This window comes from Bacillus cereus group sp. BfR-BA-01316 (assembly GCF_022664195.1).
Classification (GTDB): domain Bacteria; phylum Bacillota; class Bacilli; order Bacillales; family Bacillaceae_G; genus Bacillus_A.
In genome coordinates, this window is record NZ_JAKUGX010000017.1 from 62673 (window position 1) to 86723 (window position 24051).

The following is a 24051-nucleotide window of genomic DNA, read 5'->3' on the forward strand; positions in this document are numbered from 1 at the left end:
CCTACATTCTCCTTTAACCTGAAATTTTTGGTGTTGATGCTAATAATGTTTTTGTATAAGAATGTTGTGGATTACGGAATACTTCGTCCGTATTTCCAAATTCAACAAGTTCTCCTTTGTATAAGACAGCCACTTTTTCACATAAATAGTGAACCATCGGTAAATCATGTGCGATAAATAAATATGTATAGCCTTGTTCCTTTTGAATCTTTTGCAGCAGATGTACAATTTGGATTTGCAGTGAAACATCTAATGCTGAAATTGGTTCATCAAGGATTAAAACTTCTGGCTCACATAATAGTGCTCTTGCAATAGCAATACGTTGACGTTGCCCTCCGCTAAATTCGTGGGGATAACGATCAATATATCGTCTATCTAATCCAACACGCTCTAGTGCATCACCTGCGACTTTATCTTTCAATCCTTTATCGCCTAAACCGAATGAAATATATCCTTCTGTTACGCTATCGCGTACTTTCCAGCGCGGATTTAATGCAGCTGTGGAATCTTGAAAAATAAACTGTACTTTCTGTAAGAAATTTCGCTTATTAGCTGACTTCAGCGTGTGAACAACTTGACCGTTATAATCAATTTCACCAGACGTTGGTTTTTCAATCCCAGCTATGAGCTTACCAAGTGTTGTTTTTCCTGAACCACTTTCTCCGATAATGCCAAGAGTTGTTCCTTTCGGAATAGAAAGTGATATACCTTTTAGCGCCGCAATTTCTTTATTTTTACTTCCATATGTTTTTGTTACTTGTTTTACAGCTATTAAATCTGTCGTCATGAAGCATTCACCTTCTCTTTTGATTTCGCTTTATTGTGCTCTAGAATGTGTTGCCAACAATGCGAACTATGCTCCCCAGAATACGATGTTTTTTCCGGAAAACGATGGATACATTCTTTTAGCGCTACAGGACAACGATTCACAAACGGGCACCCAAAACTATTTAACGTTTCAATTGAAGGTGTTGTTCCCTCAATTGCCCGGAGTACCTTTTCTGAATCATCCATATTCGGAATTGCTTGTAATAAGCTTTTCGTATATGGATGTTTAGGAGAACCTATTACCTCCTGTATCGTTCCTTTTTCAACAACACGCCCCCCATACATAACTACTACTCGGTCAGCTACTTCACGTACAAGCGCCAAGTCGTGTGTAATTAATAAAATACTCGTATTTTGTTTTTCTTTTCGCTCTTTTAATAACCCCATAATTTGTTTTTGAATTGTTACATCTAACGCCGTTGTAGGTTCATCTGCAATAACGAGCTTCGGGTGACATGCAAACGCAATTGCTAAACAAATACGCTGCCTCATACCTCCGCTTAACTGATACGGGTATTGTTCAAAGCGTTTCTCTGCTTCATGTATCCCTAAATCATTTAGTAAGTTAATCGCAATTTCTTTTGCCTCTTTTTTCGATTTTTTTTCATGCTGCACAATTACTTCTGTAATTTGTCTTCCCACCTTCATCGTCGGATTTAAAGATGAAAGCGGGTCTTGAAAGATAAAGGAAATATCTTTCCCGCGAATTTGATTCCATTCTGATTCTTGTAAATTAGTTAATTCCTTTGATTGGAAAGATACATTTCCATCATCAATACGAATTGATTCTTGATTTAGACCGATAATTGATTGTGCTGTAACACTTTTTCCTGAGCCACTTTCTCCTACAAGTGCAACAATTTCACCTTCGTTAATAGAAAAGGAAACATGCTTCACAATTGCTTGTTTACTATTCTCTTTTTCAACGGCCAACGTTACTTTTTCTAAAGATAAGAGCTGTCCCATGTTTTTTCTCCTTCCGATTCCGTTTTACGATTTTCGGATCAATTGCATCTTGCAAACCATCACCAATTGCATTAAATGCGAACATAATGAGTGCAATCATGATTGCTGGGAAGAATAGTTGCCACCATTCTCCGCTCAATAATGTCCCGAGCGCATCGTTTGTCATCGTCCCCCAGCTTGCTGCTGGTGATTGTACTCCAAGTCCGATAAAGCTTAAAAATGATTCTGAAAAAATAGCTGCTGGAATTGTAAATGATAAATTTACGATAATAATCCCTGTTAAGTTTGGAATTAAATGCCCATATATAATTTTCATATGAGGTGTGCCTAATCGCTCTGCTGCAATAACAAATTCTCTTTGTTTCAATGAAAGTACTTGCGCCCGAATGAGACGTGCCATGCCAATCCATCCCGTTAACGCAAGGGCGATTATAATTGTAAAAAGTCCTGGTTTCATAATGATTAATAGTAAAATAACAATTAACAAATATGGGATACCGTATAACACTTCAATCCCTCTTATAATCCACTCATCAATTAACGTTCCAAGACGATTACGCCCTCTCACATATCCACTAAAACCTCCGATAAGTACACCAAGCCCTATATCAAGAGCTGCTGCTACCAATCCAACTGTTAATGAAATTTTCCCACCAGCCCAAGTACGCGCCCAAATATCTCTCCCTAAATCGTCTGTTCCGAACCAATGCTCACTACTAGGCGGTAAATTAGTTGCTTCTTTTACTTGTTCACTCGCAGTAAATGACGTTAAACTTTCGCCAATAAGCGAGAAAATAATAATTAGTAATAACGTCACTGCCCCTAAAACTGCTATAGGGTTTGATATAAACTTGCGAAACACTTCCTTTTTCCGGCTAATCGTTTGCTGATCTTTATTTATCGTTAATTCTTTTTTCTCTTCATTCGTTAATAACTGGTCATTAATTTCATAAGCCCCCATTTAAACATCACCCTCCTTACGTAATAGAACGAATGCGCGGATCAACAATACGATGAATGATATCTGTAATAAAAATACATACAATTAATAGCGCACTATAGAAAATGGTTGTTCCCATAATCACCGGATAATCTCGGTTAAAAATACTATCTACAAAATATTTTCCTAAACCAGGAATTGAAAAGATTTTTTCAATAACGAAAGTCCCTGTTAAAAGTCCAGCCATTAATGGGCCAACAAATGTAAGTACCGGAACAATCGCATTTCGAAGAGCATGTCTTATAATGATTTTCTTAATTGGTATACCTTTCGCTCTCGCTAGCTTAATATAATCACTCTGCAACACTTCAATCATATTAGAGCGAACAAATCTTGTAATAACTGCGATTGGCCCGAGCGCTAATGCGAAGGAAGGTAATACAGTATGCTCAAATGTTCCCCAAGACGCTACTGGTAAAAGTTCAAATTGAATGGCGAATACTTGTATGAATAGCGGCGCTAAAATAAAACTCGGAATAGAAATACCGAGAATCGCAAGCAAGCTCACACTATAATCAATTACTTTCCCGTGATATAGAGCAGCAAATGTACCTGCGGCAATTCCGACTAACAACGAAATAACAAGTGCTTGTAGACCAATGATGGCCGATGGGCCAAAGCCGGTCGTTATAATTTCTGATACGCCTTGACCTGTCGATTGAACAGATTCACCAAAATCAAAATGAACTACGCCATCTAAATAAGCAACATACTGATTCCATAACGGTTCATCAAGGTGATACTTCGCTCTCATATTTTGTATCACTTCTTCAGGAAAGATTTTCGCGTCTGATGAAAATGGATCCCCTGGAATAATATGCATAATTAAAAATGTTACTGTCGTAATAACCCATAGCGTGAATACCATAACCGATAGTTTTTTAATAACATACACTTCAATAACCCCCTAAACAAATGAATTTACTTTGTTTTATTGACATATTTGTTCCCATCATTCCTTCTCCACTTCTTAAAACACAAAAAGCCTTGATCTTAAAAAATAAGATCAAGGCTTAATAAAACTATGCCCATCACTTATCTTTCAAGACTTGCTTGCTGGAATTAGCACGGTGTTCTATTTCAGAACCCGCTGCTGAGGTGTCATAGGGCCAGTCCCTCTACCTCTCTGGATAAGTAAATTGCTATATTATTATTTGGTTCAAATTGTATATTTTGAATTATAATTCTGAAAAAATGAAAAGTCAATCAAATTGGATATATTTAGAAAAATCAGTTTTCGTTGATACTCATAATAAAACAGAAATTCAATGGGTATTAAGTATTCGAGGATTGAAGGCGCATATAGGTGAACTTTATTAGTATCTACTGTATATAGTATTTTTACGTAAATAAGAAAAAATAACCTTGCATGCGCAAGGTTATTTTTCCGTTTCTGTTTGAAAACGTTTATAGTATGTCGATGCTGTTGAAAAATTAATTTCTATATCACGAATCAACGATGAGTCTTCTTCTTTAGCTAACTTCTGTAATTTTTTCATTGCTTGTTCCGATTCATTTAAGAAACCAACATACATTTCATGTTCTTGTTCTTTCGACTTCGGTACACGAATTTCTTTACGCATATGATCTATATCTTCTAGCATGCCCGTTGTTACATTTTGCACGTCTTCCTTATATTTAGCATTAGTTATTTCCTTACCGCCCTTTTCTTTTGCCACTTCAAATAACTGTAACGCTTTATTAATTTCCTTGTTCATCTTCGCATCATACTTTTCATGTACCTCGCGATACGCTTTCATATCTTCTGTCTGTTCAGTAGATTGCTCTACCTTTTCTTTCGGTTCTTTCGTATCTTTCGTGTCTTTATTTCCATTACATCCCGCTAGAAGGAGCATACCCCCAAGCATTGCAATACCGAAAACCTTCTTCATCTCTTATTCTCCTTTTATCTACATCTACTACGAATTACAGTTTTTCTTATCTCCACTTGTTTTATTATACCGAGAACATCCTAAATTTTGCACTTAAGATGATTTCTTAATATGTATATCAACATTTTTGTCACAGTATCGTCACTTTATTCAAGTAACTTTTGCACTCCTTTACTATGCCACCTTACAAAACTGTAAGCACACGTAGAGAACAAACCATGCTAGACTTACATATGCATAACGCAAGCGTAGTTAAGTTTCTAAGGAGAATCATCCATGTACAATACAATACCTTTTATGGGAGAAGATATTCGTGTCCTTATTCGCGAAAAATCACTCCATATTGAAAATACAGAGAGCCTTCGCCGCGTATTAAAAAAGAAGCATGCTCCATTTCAGTTAGCACAACATTTAAAACAACAACATACAAATAAATTTCATACTGTACTCAATATATCTGATAAATCATTAACAATCGAAATTATCGGTCATGTTTATATCGGAAACTTTGCAGATGCTTTAAAAGAAATTCCACGTATACCGAAGATTGCTCCTATTATCGTTGAGAGGGCATATAGAATTACAGATCATACTGATATTATTGACTGCGGAGAGAAAGAGGTCGATAGCAACCGTTGGGTATGGGATAAACTTGCTTTCTTATATGATGCGATCATGAATAATATGTATGAGTTATTTCAAAGAAATGAAAAAAAGAGCTGATTCAAAGAAATGTTTGAATCAGCTCTTTTTGTTAAGCCTCTAAATTTTGGTATTGTTGCAGTTCAAACTGCTTTTCACTTCTTTTTGCCATGAATAAATAGCATAACACAGCACCAATTTCACAAAGAGCTATAACAACACCCATAGGAAGTGCTGTATTACTTCCACCAATACCTACTAGCGGTGCAACAAGTGCTCCTGAAATGAACTGTAATAAACCTAATAAAGCTGATGCTGTTCCTGCTGCTTGTCTTTGATTTCTCATTGCTAACGAGAAGCCCGTTGTTGATACAACCCCAACACTTGATACGACGAGGAATAGCGAGCATAAAACACCGATTAGACCTATTCCAAATACGATTGTAAGTAGTAACGATAGACCGCCAACAGCCGCAATAACAATACCGAAAACAAATAAAGTTTTCTCATTAACTTTCCCTGCTAGGCGGCCAGTAACTTGGCTAGCAATAATAATACCAATACCGTTAATCGCAAAGAACAAACTAAACTCTTGCGGTGATGCCCCGTATATATTTTGCAACACGAACGGTGAACCAGAAATATAAGCAAACATTGCAGCTGTTACTAATCCTTGCGACAATGCATAACCCATAAATAAACGATCTTTCAGAAGCTTTCCGTATGTCGCCAGCGTTCCCGACAAACCACCTGTCTCTCTTTCTTCAGGAGGTAATGTTTCACGTAATACGAAAGTAGCTGATATTAGCATGAATACACTAATTGCTCCAAGGACGATAAAGACGCCGCGCCATGATGTGAACTGTAATAATTGCCCTCCAATAATCGGTGCCAAAATAGGTGCTGCTCCGTTTACTAACATAAGTAATGAGAAAAACTTCGTCATTTCAGAACCTGAATACATATCACGTACCATTGCACGTGATATAACGATACCAGCAGATCCTGAAGCACCTTGTAAGAAGCGTAAAAGCACTAAACTCCAAATAGATGGTGCAACAGCACAAAGTAAAGAAGAAGCAACATAAATAATAAGAGCGATAATAAGAGGTTTGCGCCTTCCGTAAATGTCACTAATTGAACCAACAAATAACTGTCCTACTGAAAGCCCAAGCAGACAAGCAGTTAATGTAAGCTGCGCAAGGGATGCACCCGTTTGTAAATCATCCGTTAACTTTGGTAAAGAAGGCAAATACATATCAATAGATAATGGCCCAATTGCCGTAAGTGTCCCTAATACAAGAATCATCCATAACCTGTTTATCTTTACAGGTTTATATACTTCGTGATTAACTCCATTCACTTTTTCCATTCACCCTTTCATATAACTACTTAATCGTAACAATTATAGTTACAACATAAATATACGTCAAGTATACCGTATTTCCCTGTTTAATAATGTAAAAAAAAGCGATAGAATTTCTATCGCCTACTTTTTCAAATTACTATTTGTAAATTTAGATACAGATGCCATCATTTCTCCTGTGTCTAAATATGTGATTTGAATTGGATCTCCTACTTCTGTAAACATTGCATATGGGAATTTCTTCGCAGGTATCATAAATACTTTTTGCTCATTTTCTAACAGTACGTAGACAATCGTATTTTCACCTGATTTTTCTTTATACACACGTTGTACAATACCTTCTTTTTGTGCTTCTTTCCCATTTGAAGTTGGTCTAAATGAATCACCACTTCCACTCAGTACATTTTTATAATTTTCAAGTGCTTCTTTTTGCGTTGAACCGGCTGCAAAGACCTTCGCGTTAGAAGCATATATAACGGTATGGGCACGTACTAATCCACCATCATCAATAACTGGAACAATCCAAGCAGGTTTACCATATACGTTATAAATAACCGGCATCGTTCCATGCCATTTCTCTCTCTTAAAGGAATTATCTACTACTTCTGTAGCAGCCGAACCGTCCATAATTCCCTTTACTTCTTTTCCGTTGTAGTAATACAACTTTCCTGTACGTGCATCAACTAATGAGTAACCGAGGGCAGAATCTACTCCTTCTTTCGGAGAGGTGAAATCTGTAAAATAATACAGTTTGCCATCTTTCCCGAAGATTGGTGTAACACCTTCCTTCGTTCCCCATTCAGTCGGAATCTTCATGTCAGTTTGTGAGAATTTCGTATTCCAGAATCCATGAATATATTTCCCGAAGTACGTATTTAACGTTGATGCTGTTTCATGATTTAATACACCATCAACGAACTTAGGTGCCTTCCCTTTATCATATCGTTTCACATCGCCTGTTTGTGCATCAACAACGACAACCCCTTGTACTTCAAAACCTGATCTTCCTGAAATAAACTCGCCGTATGTCATTGTATAATACGGTTTCCCTTTATCATCAACCTCAAATTTTGGTTTTCCTTTAAAGATTAAATCTGGCTCTGCTTTTCGAACGACACGTTCTAATTTATTACCAAAAAACATACTTGGTACATACTTCATTTTATATCCAAGATGTAATTTCGCTTCCGCATCAGGATTTGTACCTGACATCGTTACGTAACCTGGAATTGTTTCTGCTTTACGTGCTTTAAAAAAACCTGAAACTTCAATCGGCGCTACGTATAAAGCTTCCCCGTTTACCATTTGTGGTGTTAATTCCCCTAGCTCAAAATAAGCTACTTTCGGAATGTCACCAAATACCTTTTTCATTTTATTCTCCGCTGTTTTAGGCGGAACTGTAAACGGTTGGTCATTTTCAGTAAATGGCTCTGAAATATCTTTCTCTACCTTAACGACAGAATCATATTTCTTTTGCGAGATTACTATATCGTGCAAATAACCAAAATAGCCGTAACTTGCGAGTAAAACAAACATTAGAAGTCCTTTTAACATACCTTCTAATTTCCCTACCTGCTCTTGTGAAAATAAAACAAGCCCAATTAAAATCGCTACTGCAACAGAATAATGAGTAAGAATAGAATCTGCTCGATCATCAATTAGCCAAAAATATTCATAGATTGCAATACCTATCCAAAATAAAACAGGAATAACTAAAATAGATGATTTCTTACCCTTTACAACTTTCTCATTTCCTCCTTTATCCACCGCGCGAATTTTATTACCGCTTCTAGTCCATGGAATCAAAAACAAAGTGAGAATAGCTAAAACTATAAATTTCATCAAAGGCAATGTCCCCTTTTCTTTTGTCTTCTCCATAAGTATAACAAATAAAGGGTAATCAGGTAAAAATGGGAATGGAAATACTTTTAATTACTTATCACTGCGGCTTAATATAAATCCACTAACTACATATAAAACTGAAGCAATGTAAAAAATAGTCCCTATCGTAAAGAAATCCACTAGGTAACCAGTTGCAATTATAGCTACTCCGCCACCAATTGATGTCCATACATGGTATTTCCCGATTTCATAACCAGCTTCCTTATGCACTACCTTCCGCGCTAACGACGTCTTCTCGGTATTACGCTGCACAGCACCTAAAATACCCATTAAAATTTGGAGAATATATACATGCCAAACTTCTGTTACAATAGGGAAACAAAGCATTAATATAGCCATAGACCAGGCGTATACAATTAATAGTTTCCTATCACCCACTCTATCAGAAATTTTCCCAACTAACGGATATACTAGAGCTGAAGTTAAAGCAAATAAGCCATAAGCCCAGCCAAATTGCGAGAAACTATTTCCAACATTTCGAAGCAATAGTATATAAAAAGGAAATACCATACTACCCGCCATCATAATAATGCTTTGTGAGGCCACAAATCTTCTATATGTCATTTGCTATACTCCTTATAAAATAAATTCACAAACCTTTCCTCTGGGTCTACTTCCTTCTTCTTCTGAAGGAATTCTTCTATACGAGGATACGCTTTCTTTAGTTGCTCCTTTTCTGGATAAGAATAATATGGTAAATAATAACTTCCATTATGCTTTAAAGTAACATCTATCATCTTCTGAATAGCCAGTTTTGTTTTCTTTATTTCATCTTCAGAACGCCCTTGATTAATTAGAAGCACAAGCGCAAACATATCATCTTTCGCATAAGATAGCACCGCATTCTCATTCTTTTCTACATAGCGGATTGTAATGTTAAGAAGGTTTAATTCCTCTTCATTTAAAACAATTCGCAAATCATCTATATACTCTGCAAAACCATCTATCGGTACAAAGTACTCTTGTAAAACTTCGGTCAAGTTTGGATTATCGTATTCCATAAAAGCACTATCAGATCTCATTACATTATTTCGAGTTTCGTACTTACCATCTGTACGTTCAAAATAACTTCTTTGTATATCCCAAAATACGCCCTTTCCCCAGTCACTATAACGTGATAACCCGAGCAAAAATTTCGGCGCAGCTATAATATTTTCTTCTTTTAATTTGCTGTACTCTTTCAACTTCTGTTGATCTTCTGCCAGTACATAATCTGTCACATACATTTCTTTTAAAAATGAATTTGGGGCAACAGAAATACGTGCTAAATGCATACGTATATTCTCGTCTCTTCGCACTTTATTCTTAAAGTATGAAGAGTATTCTTTATAATCTAGTACCTTCGTATGCGTTTCATACAATTCATCGTTTGTTAACTGTAGCGTCACATCTAAAATCACACCAAACAATCCATATCCCCCAATTACATACGGAAACAAGTCAGCATTTTCTTCTCTACTTACATCACGTACTATACCATCTGCCATTAATAATCTGAACGACTCTACTGTATCAATCAATGCTTCATGACGAATATCACGCCCATGTACATTTACACTTAATGAACCACCAACAGTAAAAATATTTTGAGATTGCATCACTTGAACTGCAAGACCATACGGATTGATTTTCTTTTGAATGTCATTCCATGTGACACCGCTTTGCACCCTAATCCTCTTCTTCTCCGGATCGAATTCTAATATTTCATTATACCCTTTCATATCAAGCATCGTACCGTTCGGATAATACGTCTGCCCGCCTTGGCTATGTTGCATACCTGCAATGGAAATCTTCTCTCCAGAAACAGTTGCATCTTGCACTAACTTTTTTAATGAACTTTCATCCTCAGCATTTTCAACACGTTTAATTTTCGTTGGAAGCAACTTCCCTACATCACTCATAATAGGATGATCCAGTTGCTCTTTGTATGTATATATAGATGTCGTGAGCAACACTGTATACGCTACAATTACAACCGCTATTTTTCTTTTTTTCAAATGGCACTCTCCTCGTTTGAAATTCTAATCTCACTAGTACTTCTCTCTATTCTTATTGTACCTACTTTCTTAAAAGGAAAATACTACACTCTAAAAAAGAACTATCTTTCTTTTACTTATTATGAAGTGAAACCATAAGCATGATTAAAAAAACATTTAAATATGATGTAGAGGAAAATAACTTAATTCAGGAGGTTGCTATGAAAGCAATTATTTGCACAAAATACGGGCCACCTAACGTTCTCAAGCTTCAAGACGTAAAGAAACCTACTCCTAAAAAGAATGAAGTATTAGTTAAGATTCACGCAACAAGTGTAACAACTGGCGATTGTAGAATGCGAAGCTTTAACTAGTCCACTTTTATTTTGGATTCCTATGCGACTTGTATTAGGGCTTAGAAAACCGAGAAAACCTATACTTGGAGTAGAATTAGCTGGAGAGGTTGAAGAAATAGGAACAGATGTGACTCAATTCAAAAAGGGAGATCACATCTTTGCATTAACAGGACTTAACGTTGGTGGTTATGCTGAATACACATGTGTACATGAAAGCGGATTGATAGCATTAAAACCTACCAATGTGACGTATGAGGAAGCTGCAGTTATTCCTTTCGGCGGAACTTCAGCATTACATTTTTTGAGAAAAGGACACATAAAAAAAGGACAGCAAGTACTTATATATGGCGCCTCCGGATCAGTAGGTACCGCCGCTGTGCAACTTGCTATATATTTCGGCGCGACTGTTACAGCTGTTTGTAGTAATTCAAATTTTGAGCTAGTAAAATCTTTAGGGGCTGATAACGCAATTGATTATACGAAAGAAGATTTTACTGAACGAGGCGAGTGCTACGATATAATATTTGATGCAGTTGGAAAGTATAAAAAATCCCTTTGTGAAAAAGCATTAACGCCTAATGGAAAATACGTATCTGTTAATGGAACAATGGCAAAGGTCAGTAAAGACGATATGAGCCTATTAAAACAACTAGCTGAAACAGAAAAGCTAAAACCTGTTATTGATAGAACTTACCGATTGGAAGAAGTTTCAGAAGCTCATACGTATGTAGAGATGGGACATAAGAAAGGCAATGTTTCGATTACCTTAAAATAAAATATATTCAGAAAATAATATTGACAATTCTTTTTGTAAGATTTACTATTAGTACCATATTTAAAAACTAAATACACATACTCTTATCAAGAGTGGCGGAGGGACTGGCCCGATGATGCCCGGCAACCGAGCTTATAACGTATAAGCTAAGGTGCTAATTCCTGCAGAACGATTTTCGTTTTGGAAGATAAGAGAGGAACCTATTTCGTCTATTCGGCACCTCTCTTATTTTTGAGAGGTGCTTTTTATTTTAGAACGCATATTAAGGAGGAATTATAAATGAAAAAGGTATTATTAAGTATTGTAAGTGGAGCTGTATTATTGTTAGGCGCATGTGGTGCTAATTCTGATAAAGAGGTAAAAGCATTAGATGAGAAAAAGATTACCGTTGGTGTAACAGGCGGACCGCATGAACAAATTTTTGAAAAGGTGAAAGAAGTTGCAGCAAAAGATGGCCTCCAAATCGATGTAAAGATATTTAATGATTATGTAGCACCAAACGTATCTTTAGATGAAAAAAGCCTCGATGTAAATAGCTACCAAACTAAATCTTATTTAGACGTATTTAAAGCTGAACGTAATATGAAATTAACTGAAGTATTTTCCACAGTAACATTCCCTATGGGTATATACTCTAAAAACTTAAAAGATGTAAAAGAATTAAAAGAGGGCGACGCAATTGCTGTCCCAAATGACCCAACAAATGAGCTGCGTGCTTTAAAGCTATTTGAAAAAGCAGGGGTTTTAAAAATCGATCCAAAAGCTACAGAAAAAGCGACTGCAAAAGATGTAATTGAAAATCCAAAAAATTTAAAAATTATTGAATTAGAGGCATCTCAATTACCAACGCAGCTAAGTGAAGTAAAGGCGGCTGCGATTAATACAAACTTTGCATTAGGTGCAAAATTAAGTCCCGCAAAAGATTCTATTTTCCGCGAGGGAAAAGATTCACCCTATGTGAACTGGGTCGTTGTTCGTACTGAAAATAAAGATGATGCTGTTGTAAATAAATTAAAGAAAGCTTATCAATCTAAAGAAGTAAAAGATTTCATTGAGAAAAAATTCGATGGTTCTGTTTTACCGTCTTGGTAGGAGCTGACTATAATGATTGAATTGAAAAATATTTCCAAAGTATTCTCAACAAAAAAAGGGAATGTTGAGGCTCTTAAACCAACTTCCCTTAAAGTAAAGAAGAGCGAAGTATTTGGAATCATCGGATATAGCGGCGCTGGTAAAAGTACATTAATTCGCTGTGTAAATTTATTAGAAAAACCAACGACAGGAAATATCATTGTAAACGATCAAGATTTAACAACCTTATCGACGAAAGAACTCGCAAAAGCGAGACAAAAAATCGGCATGATTTTTCAAGGATTCAATTTACTTAAAACCGTTACCGTTTATGAAAACATCGCACTACCCTTACGTCTATCTGGTCTTCCAAAAAATGAAATTGAAAAAAGGGTAGAAAAGTATTTACGCATTGTTGATCTCTTTAATAAAAAAGATGCCTATCCAAGTGAATTATCTGGTGGTCAAAAACAACGTGTAGCGATCGCCCGCGCACTATCTCATGAGCCTGAAGTTTTATTAAGTGATGAAGCAACAAGCGCATTAGATCCGGAAACGACCGATTCTATTCTTGATTTATTATTAAAGATCAACGAAGAAATCGGAATTACGATTTTGCTAATTACACACGAAATGAATGTCATCCAGCGTATATGTGACCAAGTTGCTGTAATGGAACATGGATCTGTCGTTGAAAGTGGAACCGTAAAAGATATTTTCACAAATCCACAACATGTAACAACGAAGAAATTTGTAAATAGCGCATTTGCAGCTAAAATTCCAGAAGAGGTACAGAAAGAGCTACAAAGTACTGGAGAAATCGTAACACTTTCATTTATTGGAACCTCTTCAGGAGAACCCGCGTTAGCTGTTGCTACAAAACGTTTCCACGTATATCCTAATATTTTATCAGGCAATATTACGCAGTTAAAACATGAGGCATATGGGAAACTGGTCGTTCATATGCAAGGTGAAAAAAGTGAAGTACACCGTGCCTTATCATTTTTGCAAGAACAAGGGATCATCGTAGAAGGAGGTAGAACAGATTATGGGAAACAAGTCCTTTTTGGATGAGTGGGGTAACGTAATATGGGAAGCAACAATTCAAACCTTTCAAATGACATCTATTTCACTACTTATCTCTATTCTAATTGCGTTACCACTCGGTGTAACACTCGCTTTAACAAGACCTGGTGGCCAACTAGAGAATAAAATCGTATATCCGATTCTTAATACAATTATTAATGTCATTCGCTCTCTGCCATTTATCATTCTATTATTCTTTATTTTACCTTTTACAAAATTTCTAATGGGGACATCTATTGGTGTGCAAGGTGTTATCGTACCACTTGTCGTATTCACAGCTCCCTATATTGCTCGTTTAATGGAAACGGCTTTACTAGAAGTGGACCGTGGTGTTATTGAAGCATATCAAGCAATGGGAATTTCTACTTTAAAAATCATTTGGCACGTCATGGTTAAAGAAGCTCGTCCATCTCTCGTACTCGGATTAACAATCGCAACGATCGGCTTAATCGGTGCAACAGCAATGGCTGGACTTGTAGGTGCTGGAGGCCTTGGTGATCTCGCATATCGATTCGGGCATTTACGCTACGAACCTGAAGTAATGTATGCAACAGTCTTTATTTTAATCATTCTCGTTCAAGGATTACAGTCATTAGGGAATGGTATAGCGCGAAGATTGAAGAAAGATTAAAAAGAAGGTATCTCACTGAAATGAGATACCTTCTTTTTATTTATAAATTTATCTCTTAAATCCACCTTCTGAATGAATAACTTGCCCTGTAATCCACTCGGCTTCTTCGCTCACTAAAAACTTAATAAGCCTTGCTGCATCCTTTGGTTCACCAATTCTGCCAAAAGGAAACATCGGTGTTAACCCGCGCTTTATCTCTTCAGTCATCCATCCCGTATTAGTTGGACCTGGATTAATCGCATTAACCGTTATCCCTAAATGAGCCACTTCTGCTGATAACGTACTAGTGAGAGCGTCAATAGCTCCCTTCGTTGTTGCATATGCTAGCTCTCCAGCCATAGGCCCTTTAAATTGCCCCGAAGTAATATTAACGATTCTACCACTGGATTTCATCTTGAATCCACGTGCAAACTCACTACTTAACAATGTAGTCCCACGAACATTTACCATGTAATGCTTATCCAACTCTTCGGCAGTCAAATTAGAGAAATCATTATTCGTAGAATAAGCTGCATTATTAATTAATATATGAGGGTACCCTAATTGTTCAGTAACTGTATTTATAAGCTGCTTTGGTGCATCGTTCCGAGTTAAATCTAACTCCATACTTGATACTTTAACACCGCTTTGTATCAGCTCTTCTTTTAATTGTATTTGTTCATTTTGCTCAACGCCCCAAGGCATCTCTTTATCATACTCTGTCCAATACGTAAAAAATATATCGTATCCTGCTTCAGCTAATTCTTTACAAATAGCTGCTCCTATACCATCTAGACGACTTACACCTGTAACAACTGCTACTTTATTTTTTAATTGATTCATCATATACTCCTCCAAATTAAAGGACGCATATTTTATATAAGAGATATAAACTTTCCCGACATAGGTATCTATCCTTACAAAAGGGATGTACAAGCCAAATATGCAGTCCTTGAATGATTTACAGATAGCTAAATAAACCCTCACTTATGAGAGAAAAATTCATCTATCTAATTTCTAATCATTACAAGTTCATCCACATATCTAGTCTTTATCCCCTTTCAATATATCTCTATTATTTACTTTAACAAAAAGATTAAATATTTAAAATAGAAAAGATAATCTTACTTCTCTTTCGGAGGAAAAATATTGTGATTTACCTACATATAAGCTTCAACTATGTTTCTATTAAAAATAACCATTAAGATATTAAAATAAAACAAATAATCAGAAAACACTGGTAAATAATGGTTTGTTTTTTTATAATAAAACGTGGGGCTAATGTGAGAGATGTTATAAATGGTCTGATTATGCAGACTCATCTAGTTTTAAACAAATTGGGGGAAGAAAAATGTCAAAAAAAGTAATTTCTTTATTTTCTACAGTAATCGTAGCAGCCTTTCTAATAACTGGCTGCGGTCAAAGCGATACGACAAATAAAGATCAAAAAGAAAATGAAACCAAAGAAAGTAAGACAGAAAAAACGGATACAACAAAAGAAAATAAAACTGAAGATAAAAAATCCGAAGACAAAAAAACTGAAAATACAACTACTAACTCAAGTGATTATTCCAAACTGATTTCCTATATGGAGAAAGAAACGGGTGGTAAAACAAAAGTTCTTTTTGAAAATAAAGAACCACAAATCCATAAAGCAGAGGATATTTCAGTATCACTTAATAGTTATACATTAGTTGAATTAAATGGTTTCCATACCGACTTTAATATCCCTTTTAATAATCAAACAGACGGTGGAGTTATCCTTGCAAATTATAGTGTGAAAAACAATTCAACTAAAGATATTTACTACATGCCGGCATTGGACATGTCATTTACTGGTGCTCAGAAGGTATATAGTAACTATAAAGATTTAATCCCAAAAGAAGACCAGTTACCATCCAAGCTTGCTCCAACAAATGACTATTTAGTAAAGGCAGGAGAAACCATTTCTGGTTATATCGCTTATCCATTTGGAAAAGATGATTTAACAAAAATTTCAAGCCTATCAACGGTCTCCGTCAAAGTTCCAACTGCACAAGCTAATAAAGGAAAATTTGATGCACCAATTGGAAGCCCTGGAAACTTTTCATTAAGTTTAAACAAACAAGGCGCTGAAAAGGTAACAGCAGATAAAGCTTTCTATCAAGATAAAGTAACTGCTAATAACATGGGCGATAAAAAAATGCTAAAAGAACAATCCGGCATTAATAATAGTCAAGAATTAGGTGCTGTCAATGTTACATTAGATGGATATCAATTTGCTCAATTCACGCCAAATTCTGTCGAGGCTCCACGATTTGCAAATTTCAAAAATGGTATTGTTCTATTAACAGTAAAATTCAAACTTGATAACAAAGATACACAAGACGTCGCACTATCTCCTATAAGCTCTACATTGAGAGTTAATGATGGTGCACAATATACAATTGGCGAAGGTATGCTACTAAACTATACTTATAACGATGTGGTCAAAACAGGGACATCTGGAGAATTACTACAAGTATATATATTAGACCAAGAACAGTATGAAAAGATTTGGAAAGATAAAAGCTTTGAGATTGAGCTAGGACCTATGAGAAATAAAGAAGCTAAAGATATTTCACAAGGTAAAAAAGCTAAATTTACATTAGCTAAATAAATTACTAAATATATAATAGGGAAGGCATATAACATATGATTGTTATATGCCTTCCCTATTTTTATAAAGAACAAAACTTTAATTTAAGTGTATACATTTATCATTACCTATTCGTTGTATAAGTGTAGGGAGGAAAAATGATGGGAAAAGAAAAAAATTCCAGACAACTTAAACATCGTATGGCTATATATGACATCGCCAATTAGGGATGAAAGTAAAGGGCCTGCTGGTATGCCGGTTTACGGATTCAACCCAGAAAAATCACCTAAAAAAGCGTACAAAGAGTTCGTTGATTCACTTAAACCATACGATGACGATGGACATGACGAAGACATTCAGAAGTTTTTAAAATCAAACAAAAACAAACCCTTTGATCAAGTGAAAATTTTAGGTGTCATGCTAACCGGGAAAACAGAAAACTTTAAGGCGTTAGAAAACCAAGACTTTATTCGTGGTGCTTCTGTAGGAGCTACTGCGCAAGTAGTTCCTTATATAAAACCAGAGAAATAATAAGGAAAAGACAAGATAAATTAATAGTAGATATTTAAAAGAACGTACATTAATTTGTTTACTATGGGAGCTATCTATTTTAGTGGAGAGCTCCCATCCCTCATTTATTCTTCATCCTCCAAAAAATAAATTTCACAATACTTTATGTACAATTTTACAAATGAAAAATTGTAAGTTTTGTTCACATTTTATTCATTGTGAATTTGTTCACAATGAATATATAATAAACATGTAAATACAATACATTGGAGGGATTTCAATGGTTATCAATTTTTTAAGAACTGATAAACGCGCTACTTTCATATTATTATTTTTACGACTTTACATAGGGTATGCATGGCTCGTTGCTGGAATAGGCAAAGTTTTTGGACAGTCTTTTGATGCAAGCGGTTTTCTAAAAGGAGCTATCGCTCAAGCATCAGGTAGTCACCCTGCAGTACAAGGTTGGTGGGCAGATTTCCTTCAACATTTTGTTCTTCCAAACGCAGACCTATTTAGCTTTTTAGTTCAATGGGGAGAAATTTTAGTAGGTCTAGGTTTGATTTTAGGTGGATTAACAAAAACAGCTGCATTTTTCGGAATCATAATGAACCTTTCATTTTTATTAAGCGGAACTGTTAGTGTAAACCCAAACCTGCTTATTTTAACTATGTTCATTTTAGTTGCAGGACAGAATGCTGGACGTATTGGATTAGATGGTTATGTTTTCCCAAAACTTTTCGGTAAAAACAACCACAAAACATATAAATTAAGTAAAGCTGCATAGTAATAGTTCATCTTTAAAATATAAATAGAAAAAGAGCCTGAATGCAGGCTCTTTTTTATTTACGTAAAACTTAAACCTTTAACAAACCGCGAAACCCTCTGGCAGCATAGTAAGAATCTGCTCCATTGTGGTACGCAAAAACGTGTCCGAAGCGATAATCGCAAAATAGAGCACCGCCGAGCTCTCTAATATCTGAAGGTGTTTGTACCCAACTTGATGATTTCATATCGAAATTTCCAAGTTTTTGCAACTCTCGATATTGTTCTTCGGTTAATAGTTCAATGCCCATGGCAGTTGCCACATCAATAGCAGTATTTTCTGGTTTATGTTTTTTTCTTGACTCTAGCGCTTCGCGATCATAACAAAGGCTTCTGCGACCTTTAGGACTTTCCGTTGAACAATCATAGAAAATATACTCGTCCTTCACTTTATCATAGCCGACAACATCCGGCTCACCGCCAGTTACTTCCATTTCGTTAAGTGACCATAATTTCTCAGCATTAGCATCCAGCTTTGCTTCGACTTTTGCCCATTCAACACCTTCATGGCGATTCATATTCTTCTCAAAACGAGCTTTCAATGATTTGAATAATTCTTCACGTTTTTCTACCGGTAACACATTTTTATTCTCTGTCATATTAGTCCTCCAAATTATGTTTACTTATAATCGTTTAAGTATATGTTTTATAATAAATCGTCTCAATAATTGTGTGAACTCAGTTTACAATAAATTATATAATTTATTAAATCTACTTTTCAACAATCTGGCCCTCAAACGAAACAACTAATTTTCACTCAACAGTCCCTTAATCAATCCTTCAATTTCAGTTGTTCTTTTTACTATAAAAAACACCCCTTTAGATAACTCTATCTAAAGGGGTGGCTTTATTTTAAATTCATATAAATGTAGGTGTTAAAAAAAGTTTGATCATTCTATTTAATATATCTTTTTTTGTCCCGTAGATAAATCAGTTGTAATGAAGTATCCCTTTCTTATATCTAATTTTCCTTCTAAGTCTAATTAAGAAAAAAGCTTCCTTATGTATCCTGTGAGGACGTCCATTATAAAACCCTAAAACCCTCCATACTTTCCCCAAGAATATAGTGTGAAAACCACATCAAATTCTGCTTCATAATAGCTACATTCATTCCCGGCTGATCAGGACTATATGCCATTCCTTTAAATATAATTAATTCTGTATCAACTTCCATATCCCTTAATCCTTTATATAGCTCATATGCATTTAGAATTGGAACTCTTGCATCCTTTTCCCCATGTTGAATTAATGTAGGCGTACAGGCTGATTTAATATACGTCATTGGTGATGTTTTAGTATATATCTCTGGATCATTCCATGGAGTATTTCCTAAATGCATTCTAATAAAGTAAGGGATATCTGTATTTACATAATGGGTACTCCAGTTAGTAATTCCACCACCAACTGAAATAGCTTTAAATCTACTACTAAATGTAGAACAGAAAGCTGATATATATCCCCCGTTGCTCCATCCCATAACCCCTACTCTATCCTTATCTACAACCCCTTGATCAACTAGTTTATCCACTCCAGATATAACATCATCGTAGTCAGCAAGTCCTTGTTTTCTATAGTTTGCTTTTAAAAATTCATTACCATAACCAGAACTTCCTCTGTAGTTTGGCTCTAAAACTATAAAGCCTTTTTCGATAAACTGCTCAATAGGGTATTTCTCATTAAAGCAGTCTGAGAATATGGGAAAGGATGCCCAATCCGGACCGCCATGGATTACTACTAATAAAGGATATTGTTTATTGGAATCAAACTCTACTGGGGTTGATAAAACACCCTCTATTTCAAGACCATCACTACTTTGCCATGAGATTATTTTCCTGTTACCTTTAAGTCTTCCTTTAAAAAAGCTATTTTCATCCGTTATTTTTTTATCGTCTAAATACATTTCAAAGGTTTCATTTGTTATAGCTTTATTATAGGATATATGATTTCCATCACTCGTTATAGAAGCATCCATTATAAAACCATCTACTTTTTCGCTTAACACTTCCACAGTGCCATCCTCATATAGCAACCCAATAAGATAATTCGTTTTATCCTGCCATCTTATTAAAATTCCTTTAGCTGTCCATCGTAATGGCATAACCGTACTATCAAAACCTGTTAAAGGTTGAATTAGCTCTCCATTATGAATATCGTATATCTCTAATGTACTGTCTTGTATATTGGTCTTATAGTACTCCTTCTCTCTTATACTTGCCGAGTAACATATTTTGCTGCCTTCAGGAGAAAAGCACACGCTCCCTCCCAACAACTTATCTATATTCAGCTTTTGTAACTCTCTAGCTTTAATATGTAGTATATATAGATCTCCATTTATATAATCTTCCATACTTGAGCTTGGTGTAGCCATAAATACAATTTTCTTCCCATCATTTGAAATATCAAATTCCTGGATATGAAAATCCTTCCCATCAGTTAGTTGATAAACAACGTTATTTTCGTGTTTATATGCATCATTTTGTATCACTTTTTCTATTTCAATGTAATATAAACAATTATTCTGATGTTCCTTACCTACATGTTGGAAATCTCCATATCGTTCTTTACGTTTCTTTATCAGCTCACATTCTTTTGACTGTGCGACATAATAAAAACCCCTGCCAGTAGACTCCCATTTGAATTTACTGATCCCTTCTTTCTCATCAGTAATTTGAACCCCACCATAACCATCTAGTGACTTAACAAAGATCTGATTTTTCTTATTATCCCCATCACCAACTAGACTAAGGTATGCGATATCCCTAGAGTCTGGAGACCATAATGGGTATGTACTACCTATATCCCCAGTTGTTAATGGATAACTCTGCCCCTTATCTGTTTCATATACCCATACATGATTCCTATATGTATTGTCTTTCCAGTTAGCTGTCTTTTTGACAAATGCTACGTTTTTGCCATCATCACTTATGTTTGTACTTGATAAGGTTGGTAATGAAATAATCTCTTCTATACTTAGATATGCTTTTTCTTTCACTTTCATTAATAATCCCCCTCGTAATGTCTAGTAATCTATCGTCTCTTCTTGTGGTAATAAAGAAAATTGTTCACGAATATCTAAATCATCATCTGAATATTCAGTTATTTTAAAAGAGTCCCGTTCCAAATTCGATAAAAACTCATGTTGTCTGGCAGTCTTTATACCTTTTAATCTTGTTGATCGCCCTATTGAGGAAACATCTTGAATTTTAAGCCAAGGCTGATAATCTGCCCCACTACCAGTTCCTCGCCCCTCTTTAATCCACTTATCAATTTTAGATGTTCTTTTTCTTTTCGACACAAAAATGCCCCTTTAGATAATCCTATCCAAAGGGGCAAAGCTTCGCAACATTTATTTCAAATCTACCAACCTTCTACTCAACAGTAACAGATTTAGCTAAGTTACGTGGCTTATCAACGTCACACTCGCGGTGAAGTGCTGCATAGTATGAGATAAGTTGGAATGGAATAACTGCTACTAGCGGTGCTAGTGCTTCGTGTACAGCTGGTAATACGAAGCTGTCTCCTTCCATTTCTAAGCCTTTCATTGAGATGATACATGGGTTAGCTCCGCGTGCTACTACTTCTTTCACGTTACCACGAATTCCAAGGTTTACGTGCTCTTGTGTAGCAAGGGCGATAACTGGTGTACCATTTTCGATTAAGGCAATTGTACCGTGTTTTAATTCTCCTCCAGCAAATCCTTCTGCTTGGATGTAAGAGATTTCTTTTAGTTTTAACGCACCTTCTAAACCTACGAAGAAGTCTACGCTACGTCCGATGAAGAAGCAGTTACGTGTTGTTGATAAAAATTGTTTTGCTAATGCATCCATTTCTTCTTTTTGATCACAAAGTACTACCATTGCGTTTGCTACAAGCCCTAGTTCGTGAGTTAAATCGAAATCAAGAATTTCACCTTTAGCTTTAGCAATGTCAGCTGCTAAGATTGAAAGTACTGCAAGTTGTGCTGTGTAAGCTTTCGTTGATGCAACTGCAATTTCTGGTCCTGCGTATAGCGGAAGTGTATAATCAGCTTCACGAGAAAGCGTAGAACCAGGTACGTTTGTAATTGTTAATGCTTTATGGCCCATTTCATTTGTTTGCACAAGTACTGCACGGCTATCAGCAGTTTCACCACTTTGTGAAATATAAATGAAGAATGGTCTTTCTGTTAATAATGGCATGTTGTAAGAGAATTCACTTGCTACGTGTACTTCAACTGGTAATTTCGCGAACTTCTCAATGAATTGCTTTCCAACAAGACCTGCATGATAACTTGTTCCGCATGCAATGATATAAATACGATCGCTATCTAAAATTGCGTTACGGATATCTTCATCCAGTTCAATCTCGCCATTTTCACCTTGGTACTTTTGAATAATATTACGGATTACAAGTGGTTGCTCGTCGATTTCTTTTAGCATGAAATGAGGATACGTTCCTTTTTCAATATCACTTGCGTCTAGTTCCGCTGTAAACGGTGCACGTTCAATCGTTTCACCTTGTAAGTTTTTAATTGTAATGCTTTCTTTTGTTACGATTACGATTTCTTTATCCATTAACTCGATAAATTGATCTGTAACTTGTAACATCGCCATAGCGTCGCTCGCCACAACATTAAAGTTGTTACCAACACCTACTAATAGCGGGCTTTTGTTTTTAGCAACATAAATCATGTTTGGATTTTCAGCATCAAGTAGTCCGATTGCGTAAGAACCATGTAAAAGAGATAACGTGTTACGGAACGCTTCTTCTACACTTAGTCCTGTGCTTACTTGTTGTTCCATAAGTTGCACGATAACCTCTGTATCTGTCTCACTTACGAACGTTACATCTTGTAAATATTCTTTTTTCACTAATTCATAGTTTTCAATTACACCGTTATGAACTAGCGTAAAGCGTTTTGATGTACTTTGATGCGGATGCGCGTTTACTTTGCTTGGAACACCGTGTGTAGCCCAGCGTGTGTGACCGATTCCCACGTTTGCTACTACATTCTCATCTACGACTTCGCGAAGTTTTGCAATACGGCCTTTTTCTTTGTATACAACAACACCGTTCTCTGCTTGTACTGCAATACCTGCTGAATCATATCCACGATACTCTAGCTTTTCTAAACCTTTTAATAAAATTTCCTTTGCATCTTGCTCTCCAATAAATCCTACGATTCCACACATGTTTAGTCGCCGTTACAAATGCTTACGCTGCTCTGCGAACATGTAACGACATAGTCCGATACCATTTTTATTTGTACTAAAAAACGGATTACATATTGCTAGCCCTGTAAGCTTGTAACGGCTTTCACCTTCCTCTCGATTGGGTTAAAGTCCGTATATACTTATACAGCTAGTATTCATCCGTTCCTTTTCTCTCATCACACTTTCACCTTTGTCCACTAAGTCACCTTAATGTTTTAAGTAAAAGCTTGCGGTTGTGATGAACAACCGGGAGTTATCCGCCGAAATCTCGATAAAGCTCCTCCTCGTCAACTACACTACTTGTAGTTCTGGCGCTTTTATAATTTACAATATTTCCTTTGAGAAAAAGAACAAGACAATCGTATAACAAACAATATAAACCGTCAATGAAAATTTTTTCATTGTCTATAAAACATATGAAAAAGGAGCACTTCTTG

Annotated in this window: 19 protein-coding genes, 4 pseudogenes and 2 riboswitches; of the genes and pseudogenes, 8 read left to right on the forward strand and 15 right to left on the reverse strand. The window is 35.8% G+C overall.

Annotated elements, in window-relative coordinates; genetic code table 11:
• Nucleotides 1-13: 13 nt before the first annotated feature.
• From MR071_RS14590 to MR071_RS14610, 5 genes are all read right to left on the reverse strand, one after another.
• Nucleotides 14-787, reverse strand: coding sequence for an ABC transporter ATP-binding protein (locus MR071_RS14590; RefSeq protein ID WP_002202036.1), 774 nt, complete (start codon nucleotides 785-787; stop codon nucleotides 14-16).
• Nucleotides 784-1794, reverse strand: coding sequence for an ABC transporter ATP-binding protein (locus MR071_RS14595; RefSeq protein ID WP_105587182.1), 1011 nt, complete (start codon nucleotides 1792-1794; stop codon nucleotides 784-786). Before MR071_RS14595 ends, MR071_RS14590 begins: the two co-directional genes overlap by 4 nt.
• Entirely contained in the window at nucleotides 1751-2755 is a 1005-nt protein-coding gene (locus MR071_RS14600) for an ABC transporter permease (RefSeq protein WP_242236566.1), read from the reverse strand. Before MR071_RS14600 ends, MR071_RS14595 begins: the two co-directional genes overlap by 44 nt.
• A 16-nt stretch (nucleotides 2756-2771) precedes the next feature.
• The gene (locus MR071_RS14605; RefSeq protein WP_002140132.1) at nucleotides 2772-3689 is read right to left on the reverse strand and encodes an ABC transporter permease; all 918 of its coding nucleotides are present in this window, start codon (nucleotides 3687-3689) and stop codon (nucleotides 2772-2774) included.
• Nucleotides 3690-3826: 137 nt separating this feature from the next.
• Nucleotides 3827-3931, reverse strand: a riboswitch (SAM riboswitch).
• Between the two features lie 242 nt (nucleotides 3932-4173).
• Nucleotides 4174-4686 carry a hypothetical protein gene (locus MR071_RS14610; protein WP_105587184.1) on the reverse strand — a complete coding sequence of 171 codons (513 nt, stop codon included), beginning with the start codon at nucleotides 4684-4686 and terminating at the stop codon, nucleotides 4174-4176.
• A gap of 276 nt (nucleotides 4687-4962) precedes the next feature.
• Here MR071_RS14610 and MR071_RS14615 point away from each other — a divergent pair, with 276 nt between their 5' ends.
• A complete protein-coding gene (locus MR071_RS14615; RefSeq protein ID WP_105587185.1) occupies nucleotides 4963-5409 on the forward strand; it encodes a hypothetical protein in 447 nt (148 codons plus the stop codon).
• 31 nt (nucleotides 5410-5440) lie between these two features.
• Here the strand turns inward: MR071_RS14615 and MR071_RS14620 are convergent, their stop codons facing one another.
• The 4 genes from MR071_RS14620 to MR071_RS14635 all read right to left on the reverse strand — a co-directional run bounded on the left by MR071_RS14620 (nucleotide 5441) and on the right by MR071_RS14635 (nucleotide 10593).
• A complete protein-coding gene (locus MR071_RS14620) occupies nucleotides 5441-6700 on the reverse strand; it encodes a multidrug effflux MFS transporter (protein ID WP_105587186.1) in 1260 nt (419 codons plus the stop codon).
• Between the two features lie 117 nt (nucleotides 6701-6817).
• Nucleotides 6818-8536, reverse strand: a complete 1719-nt coding sequence (locus MR071_RS14625; protein WP_105587187.1) for a DUF3981 domain-containing protein — start codon at nucleotides 8534-8536, stop codon at nucleotides 6818-6820.
• A gap of 90 nt (nucleotides 8537-8626) precedes the next feature.
• Nucleotides 8627-9160 carry an MFS transporter gene (locus MR071_RS14630; protein ID WP_105587188.1) on the reverse strand — a complete coding sequence of 178 codons (534 nt, stop codon included), beginning with the start codon at nucleotides 9158-9160 and terminating at the stop codon, nucleotides 8627-8629.
• Nucleotides 9157-10593 carry an FAD-binding oxidoreductase gene (locus MR071_RS14635; RefSeq protein WP_242236568.1) on the reverse strand — a complete coding sequence of 479 codons (1437 nt, stop codon included), beginning with the start codon at nucleotides 10591-10593 and terminating at the stop codon, nucleotides 9157-9159. Before MR071_RS14635 ends, MR071_RS14630 begins: the two co-directional genes overlap by 4 nt.
• 200 nt (nucleotides 10594-10793) lie before the next feature.
• Between MR071_RS14635 and MR071_RS14640 the strand changes: the two are divergent.
• The 4 genes and pseudogenes from MR071_RS14640 (at nucleotide 10794) to MR071_RS14655 (ending at nucleotide 14491) form a co-directional block, all read left to right on the forward strand.
• A pseudogene (locus tag MR071_RS14640) lies at nucleotides 10794-11703 on the forward strand (NAD(P)-dependent alcohol dehydrogenase).
• 80 nt (nucleotides 11704-11783) lie between these two features.
• Nucleotides 11784-11897, forward strand: a riboswitch (SAM riboswitch).
• Between the two features lie 85 nt (nucleotides 11898-11982).
• Nucleotides 11983-12795: a MetQ/NlpA family ABC transporter substrate-binding protein gene (locus MR071_RS14645; RefSeq protein WP_105587190.1), complete on the forward strand. Its 813-nt coding sequence runs from the start codon at nucleotides 11983-11985 to the stop codon at nucleotides 12793-12795.
• Between the two features lie 12 nt (nucleotides 12796-12807).
• Nucleotides 12808-13848, forward strand: coding sequence for a methionine ABC transporter ATP-binding protein (locus tag MR071_RS14650; RefSeq protein WP_105587191.1), 1041 nt, complete (start codon nucleotides 12808-12810; stop codon nucleotides 13846-13848).
• Nucleotides 13823-14491, forward strand: a complete 669-nt coding sequence (locus MR071_RS14655) for a methionine ABC transporter permease (RefSeq protein ID WP_105587192.1) — start codon at nucleotides 13823-13825, stop codon at nucleotides 14489-14491. The genes MR071_RS14650 and MR071_RS14655 overlap by 26 nt, the downstream gene beginning before the upstream one ends.
• A 48-nt stretch (nucleotides 14492-14539) precedes the next feature.
• Here the strand turns inward: MR071_RS14655 and MR071_RS14660 are convergent, their stop codons facing one another.
• The gene (locus MR071_RS14660) at nucleotides 14540-15316 is read right to left on the reverse strand and encodes an SDR family oxidoreductase (RefSeq protein WP_105587193.1); all 777 of its coding nucleotides are present in this window, start codon (nucleotides 15314-15316) and stop codon (nucleotides 14540-14542) included.
• Nucleotides 15317-15821: 505 nt separating this feature from the next.
• Between MR071_RS14660 and MR071_RS14665 the strand changes: the two genes are divergently transcribed.
• The 3 genes and pseudogenes from MR071_RS14665 to MR071_RS14675 all read left to right on the forward strand — a co-directional run bounded on the left by MR071_RS14665 (nucleotide 15822) and on the right by MR071_RS14675 (nucleotide 18384).
• A complete protein-coding gene (locus MR071_RS14665) occupies nucleotides 15822-17108 on the forward strand; it encodes a DUF5068 domain-containing protein (protein ID WP_105587194.1) in 1287 nt (428 codons plus the stop codon).
• Nucleotides 17109-17261: 153 nt separating this feature from the next.
• Nucleotides 17262-17618, forward strand: a pseudogene (locus tag MR071_RS14670) (anti sigma factor C-terminal domain-containing protein); the annotation flags it as partial.
• A gap of 259 nt (nucleotides 17619-17877) precedes the next feature.
• Nucleotides 17878-18384, forward strand: coding sequence for a DoxX family membrane protein (locus MR071_RS14675; protein ID WP_242236572.1), 507 nt, complete (start codon nucleotides 17878-17880; stop codon nucleotides 18382-18384).
• Between the two features lie 70 nt (nucleotides 18385-18454).
• Here MR071_RS14675 and MR071_RS14680 read toward each other — a convergent pair whose 3' ends face one another.
• From MR071_RS14680 to MR071_RS14700, 5 genes and pseudogenes are all read right to left on the reverse strand, one after another.
• A complete protein-coding gene (locus tag MR071_RS14680) occupies nucleotides 18455-19021 on the reverse strand; it encodes a DUF4256 domain-containing protein (protein WP_105587196.1) in 567 nt (188 codons plus the stop codon).
• Between the two features lie 425 nt (nucleotides 19022-19446).
• Nucleotides 19447-21420 (reverse strand): S9 family peptidase, encoded by a 1974-nt coding sequence (locus MR071_RS14685; RefSeq protein WP_105587198.1) that lies wholly within the window; start codon nucleotides 21418-21420, stop codon nucleotides 19447-19449.
• A 30-nt stretch (nucleotides 21421-21450) separates the two neighbouring features.
• Nucleotides 21451-21717, reverse strand: a pseudogene (locus MR071_RS14690) (TnsA endonuclease N-terminal domain-containing protein); the annotation flags it as partial.
• A gap of 73 nt (nucleotides 21718-21790) precedes the next feature.
• Nucleotides 21791-23593 carry a glutamine--fructose-6-phosphate transaminase (isomerizing) gene (glmS, locus tag MR071_RS14695; protein WP_242236573.1) on the reverse strand — a complete coding sequence of 601 codons (1803 nt, stop codon included), beginning with the start codon at nucleotides 23591-23593 and terminating at the stop codon, nucleotides 21791-21793.
• 12 nt (nucleotides 23594-23605) lie between these two features.
• Nucleotides 23606-23791 (reverse strand): annotated as a pseudogene (locus MR071_RS14700) (hypothetical protein).
• Nucleotides 23792-24051 lie beyond the last annotated feature (260 nt).

What these genes read in the sequence shown, in the direction of transcription:
- MR071_RS14590 (WP_002202036.1), bottom strand. Translation starts at nt 787, where the DNA reads ATGACGACAGATTTAATAGCTGTAAAACAAGTAACAAAAACATATGGA.
- MR071_RS14595 (WP_105587182.1), bottom strand. Translation starts at nt 1,794, where the DNA reads ATGGGACAGCTCTTATCTTTAGAAAAAGTAACGTTGGCCGTTGAAAAA.
- MR071_RS14600 (WP_242236566.1), bottom strand. Translation starts at nt 2,755, where the DNA reads ATGGGGGCTTATGAAATTAATGACCAGTTATTAACGAATGAAGAGAAA.
- MR071_RS14610 (WP_105587184.1), bottom strand. Translation starts at nt 4,686, where the DNA reads ATGAAGAAGGTTTTCGGTATTGCAATGCTTGGGGGTATGCTCCTTCTA.
- MR071_RS14615 (WP_105587185.1), top strand. Translation starts at nt 4,963, where the DNA reads ATGTACAATACAATACCTTTTATGGGAGAAGATATTCGTGTCCTTATT.
- MR071_RS14620 (WP_105587186.1), bottom strand. Translation starts at nt 6,700, where the DNA reads ATGGAAAAAGTGAATGGAGTTAATCACGAAGTATATAAACCTGTAAAG.
- MR071_RS14625 (WP_105587187.1), bottom strand. Translation starts at nt 8,536, where the DNA reads ATGAAATTTATAGTTTTAGCTATTCTCACTTTGTTTTTGATTCCATGG.
- MR071_RS14630 (WP_105587188.1), bottom strand. Translation starts at nt 9,160, where the DNA reads ATGACATATAGAAGATTTGTGGCCTCACAAAGCATTATTATGATGGCG.
- MR071_RS14645 (WP_105587190.1), top strand. Translation starts at nt 11,983, where the DNA reads ATGAAAAAGGTATTATTAAGTATTGTAAGTGGAGCTGTATTATTGTTA.
- MR071_RS14650 (WP_105587191.1), top strand. Translation starts at nt 12,808, where the DNA reads ATGATTGAATTGAAAAATATTTCCAAAGTATTCTCAACAAAAAAAGGG.
- MR071_RS14655 (WP_105587192.1), top strand. Translation starts at nt 13,823, where the DNA reads ATGGGAAACAAGTCCTTTTTGGATGAGTGGGGTAACGTAATATGGGAA.
- MR071_RS14660 (WP_105587193.1), bottom strand. Translation starts at nt 15,316, where the DNA reads ATGATGAATCAATTAAAAAATAAAGTAGCAGTTGTTACAGGTGTAAGT.
- MR071_RS14665 (WP_105587194.1), top strand. Translation starts at nt 15,822, where the DNA reads ATGTCAAAAAAAGTAATTTCTTTATTTTCTACAGTAATCGTAGCAGCC.
- MR071_RS14675 (WP_242236572.1), top strand. Translation starts at nt 17,878, where the DNA reads ATGGTTATCAATTTTTTAAGAACTGATAAACGCGCTACTTTCATATTA.
- MR071_RS14680 (WP_105587196.1), bottom strand. Translation starts at nt 19,021, where the DNA reads ATGACAGAGAATAAAAATGTGTTACCGGTAGAAAAACGTGAAGAATTA.
- MR071_RS14685 (WP_105587198.1), bottom strand. Translation starts at nt 21,420, where the DNA reads ATGAAAGTGAAAGAAAAAGCATATCTAAGTATAGAAGAGATTATTTCA.
- glmS (WP_242236573.1), bottom strand. Translation starts at nt 23,593, where the DNA reads ATGTGTGGAATCGTAGGATTTATTGGAGAGCAAGATGCAAAGGAAATT.